We start from the raw sequence: 3,872 nt of genomic DNA, 5'->3' as shown, positions 1-3,872 counted from the left end.
CGAAGCTCACCAAGGCGCAGCGCAAGGACCATGCTGAGGCCGAGGCCATCCTGACCAAAGATCGGCTCACCGACGACGAGCGTGAGTTCGTCCTGCGCAACTGGCACGAAGGTGCAAACTTCATAAACGGCGCAGCCGGGGCCTTCTTCACGCCCTACGATCTGGCCTCGGACTTCGCCATCGATGCTGGCACGGGACGCGTCATCGACCTTTGCGCCGGCATCGGCGGACTCGCCTACCATGTCGTGCAGCGCGGTACCTGGAATGCTCAGGGCACGAGCGAGCTAACATGCGTCGAGATCAACCCGCGATATGTCGAGGTCGGTCGCAAGCTCGTTCCCGAAGCCCGCTGGATCAATGCCGACGTGTTCGATTGGCACGCGCTTGAGCTGGGCCACTTCGATGTGGCGATTGGCAATCCCCCCTTTGGCCGCGTCCGTCGATCCGGCAACGCCCCGCGCTACCGTGGCCCGGAGTTCGAGTTTCACATCATCGACATTGCGGCCGAGCTGGCCGACCGGGGCGCGTTCCTGATCCCACAGGGGTCCGCCAGCTTCCGCTATTCCGGCGCCCCCTACTTCGACCGGCTCAAGACCGGCAAGGGCTATGACTTCCAGAGCCTGACTGGATGGGAAATGGATGGGGGCGTTGGCATCGACACGTCCCTCTTTCGCGACCAGTGGAAGGATACCGCGATCACCTGCGAGGTCGCCTGCTTCGACTTCACGGAAGCACGAGAGCGCCAACGCGAGGCGGCAGAGCGCAGGAGCGCGCGTCTGATCGAAGCCGCCAGCGCTGCGCAGCCTACCCATCAACTTGCCTTTCTGTGAGGGTCAGCCATGGGAACGCCCTCCCCTGAAGCCCTGTGGCGCACCAAGCAGCGAAAGACAGCGGCCGAGCGCCGCCATGCCGGAAGCCAACCCGACCTTTTCGCAGGCGCGACTGTCCACCGCCAGCACCGCGCTCGTCATCCCCCGAAGCCCACCATCCTCACCCGCAATAGCGATGATCCGCACGCATGGTGCCGCAGTGTGCGCGCCAAGCTCGACCCGGAGACCCAAGCGGCCTTGCTGGCAAGCGCGGCGAACTGGCTGCGCGTCGGCCAGCGCGTCCAGATCGTCACCACCGCAAGGACCATCGACGGAACCGATGAAAAGCGCTTTGGCCGCGTGGGCGTTATCTGGCGCATCGCCTCGTCCGTCTTCCCCGAATGGACCTACGTCAATCTCGATCTGATCGGCGCGGAGCGCACGGAGAAGGTCGAATTTCTCGAAATCCGAGACCTGGAACCCATCGAGTGACCGCGCCCGCGACCCATAAACGGCTCGGTTCAACCACGGGAGACCCCTGCCCCATGTTATCTCCTCGCTGCGTCACCGTTTACGACACCCCATCCGGTATGGGCGGCAGCTTTACCGTCTCGATAGAGCGGGAAATCGATCCAGAAACCGTCGAAGTTCGCGTCTGGTATGGCCGCGCGACCCCGCAGGGCTGGGAGCGGTGGCGGGATTGGGACGGCTATGTGTTCATCACCCGCCGTGATGCGCTCACCAAGGAGCGCCGGCTATCGCTCTACAGGGAAGGATGATCCATGAAGGTTAATTCCGCGTCCGATACCAAAGGACTATGAGCAGCACATCCCCTACACCGCCAACCGAAGTCCCGCTGAGTGGCGAACAAAAGCTGACGGCTAAGCGGTTCAACGAGCGCGTCAAACTCGTGGTCGCAATCCTGCACAGCGTCGCCCTGGCCATCTTTGGTCTGGGCGGCCTGCGACTAGCCTTTGATCCTACCGTGCAACCCCCCGCGATGGCCGCGATTATCCTAGCGATCGTCATTCCCATGGTGCTTGAGGGCATCGCGTTCTATATCTTAGGCAAGCTGAAGGCGGAGAACTGAGGATGAGCAACGTCGATCCGCTGATTTGGATATCTCTTTTTGGTCTGGCCGTCGGCATCGCTGGCTTGGTTGGGGTAGAAATCTCCAGTCGCCGTTTTGACCGGGCCTATGGTCGCCGCAAAAGCTGAGGCGCGCAGAACGGTAGATATCGAGAGGCCGAAAGGCCCCTTCTGTGTCTTCCAACGGCGCAGCGGAGGGGCCTCAGAAGTGAACTCCAGCCGCTCCGATTCAACGGGCGATCGCACCAGCGCCGGTGGCAAACGGCCTTCCTAGGCGCCGCTGAGCCATGGACCGCCCTGCTTTCATTCGGGCGGTGATCGGAAGGGTTACGTTTATCGAGGGAGTCGGGGGACAAGGCGCCGCGCATCGAGCGCGCCGCCTTGTCATGAGGGGGCCCTGCCCCCGCCCCTCATACTCCCCACCCACCCTAAGGGACCTCCTCCCCGACTGGCCTAAGCGTTGGGAGGCCTAGGAGGCGAGCCGCGCAGCGGAAGGCAGCGGAAGGTAAGCGGAACTTTGAACCGCAGACTCCCGTCAGGCCCACGATTCTACGTCATAATCGCTCACGAAAGCGAGCAACCCCGTCTCTATCGTTTTCCAAATCACGCGGAGATCGCGAAGGTCCTCCAGCGTGAAGGCACGCGCATGATGCGATGCTGCGCGAAGCCGACCTGCGTCATGCAACAGCGCCGCCAACGCGTCGGGATCGTCGAACCCAGCCTCAAACACCACCTCGAAATGTTCTGGGTGGCTCATGATCCGTGCGTAGTGTGCATAATCGGCAAGGTCCAGGACATCGCCACCGCGCTTCTGCCACCTGCCGAGCAAGTCTTTGCAGTCGCACAGCGGGAGCCGTGTCTCGGGCCATTCCTCTCCGTAGGCGTTAGCCATCGCTTGGTCGAGGATCTCGCGCAACGTGAGCTCGTAGCGGTGGACCATCGATTTGGCGCGCTTCACATGAGGCGGCTCTGTCTTTTCCTTCAACCGCTCTTTAAAGCGACGACGCTTTTCGGCTGCCGATAGAAGCCTGAAACGAGGCCAGCGTGGTAGCTGTAGGCCCGCAGCATCGAGAAAGTGGCGGTAGTCGATCAAACTGTCGAACGATGGAATAGCTTCGAGCGTAAACGCTCGTGCAGCGTCCCGAAGTTCGCGGCCGACCCGCAGACTGTCAGTCAGAACGTCCGACAGAGCCGAAGTGCGATTGAAGGCATCCATATAGGCTGGCTGCGTCCAAAGCTCGACACTGTGCAGGTTGAGCAACTTATCCCTGAGGTCGGGAACGGGCGTTCGGAACTGCTCCATAGCGGATGGAAGCGACAAGTGATGGCTGAACTCTGCCGCTAGCTGCGCTTGTTCTACGACCAGCGGCGAGAGCATCTCCCGCCATTGGAGATCCCTCTCCGTCTGCGCTCGCAGGAGGTCGCTAGCGCCAGCAATCCGCCCAACATCGAACTGAGGTTGCAGGGCGCGTTGCAACGAGGCATCGGGGCGCACATGATCTAAGGCCGAGCGTAAGGACGTGCGCTCAAAAAGCATCATTCGGTCATAGAAACCATTCGGCGGTTCGATGGCTTGGCGCGCAAGACGAGCGGCTTCAAAGACGCTGGACGAAGTGGGATCGAAGGGTGAACGCACGAGGTCGACTCCTACTATGGCGACGCGATGTCCTCTCCACGGCCGCTGAGAACGTATCATAAACATTCAAGGTCGTTTCGACCACCTCTTGCCTATCGAGCGCTTTGGGCGCTGACCTGGACTTATCCAGTCTGAAAGACCGGTCCACGCAGTGGAGCGCAGGCTAGACCGAACGCGCTTCTCATAGCGCTGTAGAGAGGTCGAGCCTGTGGGTAAGTCCCGATGCCGCCGCAACATGAACTCGGACGGCTTCAAGCGTTCTAATGAGGGCAGGAAAGTTCCACCGGTGGAACTTTTGCGGACGCGCTAGGGCGCGGCGTTTGCAAGGACGACGAGCC

The 3,872-nt window shown here is 61.5% G+C and carries 6 protein-coding genes; 5 read left to right on the top strand and 1 reads right to left on the bottom strand.

What is annotated here, in order from left to right; translation table 11 throughout:
- The 5 genes from AUL28_RS21305 to AUL28_RS23595 form a co-directional block, all read left to right on the top strand.
- Positions 1-830 (top strand): methyltransferase (locus tag AUL28_RS21305; RefSeq protein WP_082640625.1); only part of this gene is annotated, 830 nt, incomplete at its 5' end.
- Positions 831-839: 9 nt separating this feature from the next.
- Positions 840-1,301, top strand: a complete 462-nt coding sequence (locus tag AUL28_RS22905; protein ID WP_156420131.1) for a hypothetical protein — start codon at positions 840-842, stop codon at positions 1,299-1,301.
- A 53-nt stretch (positions 1,302-1,354) separates the two neighbouring features.
- A complete protein-coding gene (locus AUL28_RS21295; RefSeq protein WP_156420130.1) occupies positions 1,355-1,588 on the top strand; it encodes a hypothetical protein in 234 nt (77 codons plus the stop codon).
- 38 nt (positions 1,589-1,626) lie between these two features.
- Complete coding sequence (locus AUL28_RS21290; protein ID WP_062236865.1) at positions 1,627-1,899, top strand: hypothetical protein; 273 nt, start codon at positions 1,627-1,629, stop codon at positions 1,897-1,899.
- 2 nt (positions 1,900-1,901) lie between these two features.
- On the top strand, positions 1,902-2,027 hold the full coding sequence (locus AUL28_RS23595; protein WP_280137304.1) for a hypothetical protein: 126 nt from the start codon (positions 1,902-1,904) through the stop codon (positions 2,025-2,027).
- A 406-nt stretch (positions 2,028-2,433) separates the two neighbouring features.
- On the opposite strand, the gene AUL28_RS21285 is transcribed toward AUL28_RS23595, so the two are convergent.
- Positions 2,434-3,534 carry a hypothetical protein gene (locus tag AUL28_RS21285; RefSeq protein ID WP_156420129.1) on the bottom strand — a complete coding sequence of 367 codons (1,101 nt, stop codon included), beginning with the start codon at positions 3,532-3,534 and terminating at the stop codon, positions 2,434-2,436.
- Positions 3,535-3,872: the final 338 nt, after the last annotated feature.

The sequence above is a fragment of the Aureimonas sp. N4 genome, assembly GCF_001463925.1.
GTDB classification, from domain to species: domain Bacteria; phylum Pseudomonadota; class Alphaproteobacteria; order Rhizobiales; family Rhizobiaceae; genus Aureimonas; species Aureimonas ureilytica_A.
Note: the sequence above shows the minus strand (reverse complement) of the source record. Positions and strands in the feature narration are given on the sequence as shown.

Excerpts from the sequence above, each read along its gene's own strand:
- AUL28_RS23595 (WP_280137304.1), top strand. The coding sequence starts at position 1,902 with ATGAGCAACGTCGATCCGCTGATTTGGATATCTCTTTTTGGTCTGGCC.
- AUL28_RS21295 (WP_156420130.1), top strand. The coding sequence starts at position 1,355 with ATGTTATCTCCTCGCTGCGTCACCGTTTACGACACCCCATCCGGTATG.
- AUL28_RS21290 (WP_062236865.1), top strand. The coding sequence starts at position 1,627 with ATGAGCAGCACATCCCCTACACCGCCAACCGAAGTCCCGCTGAGTGGC.
- AUL28_RS22905 (WP_156420131.1), top strand. The coding sequence starts at position 840 with ATGGGAACGCCCTCCCCTGAAGCCCTGTGGCGCACCAAGCAGCGAAAG.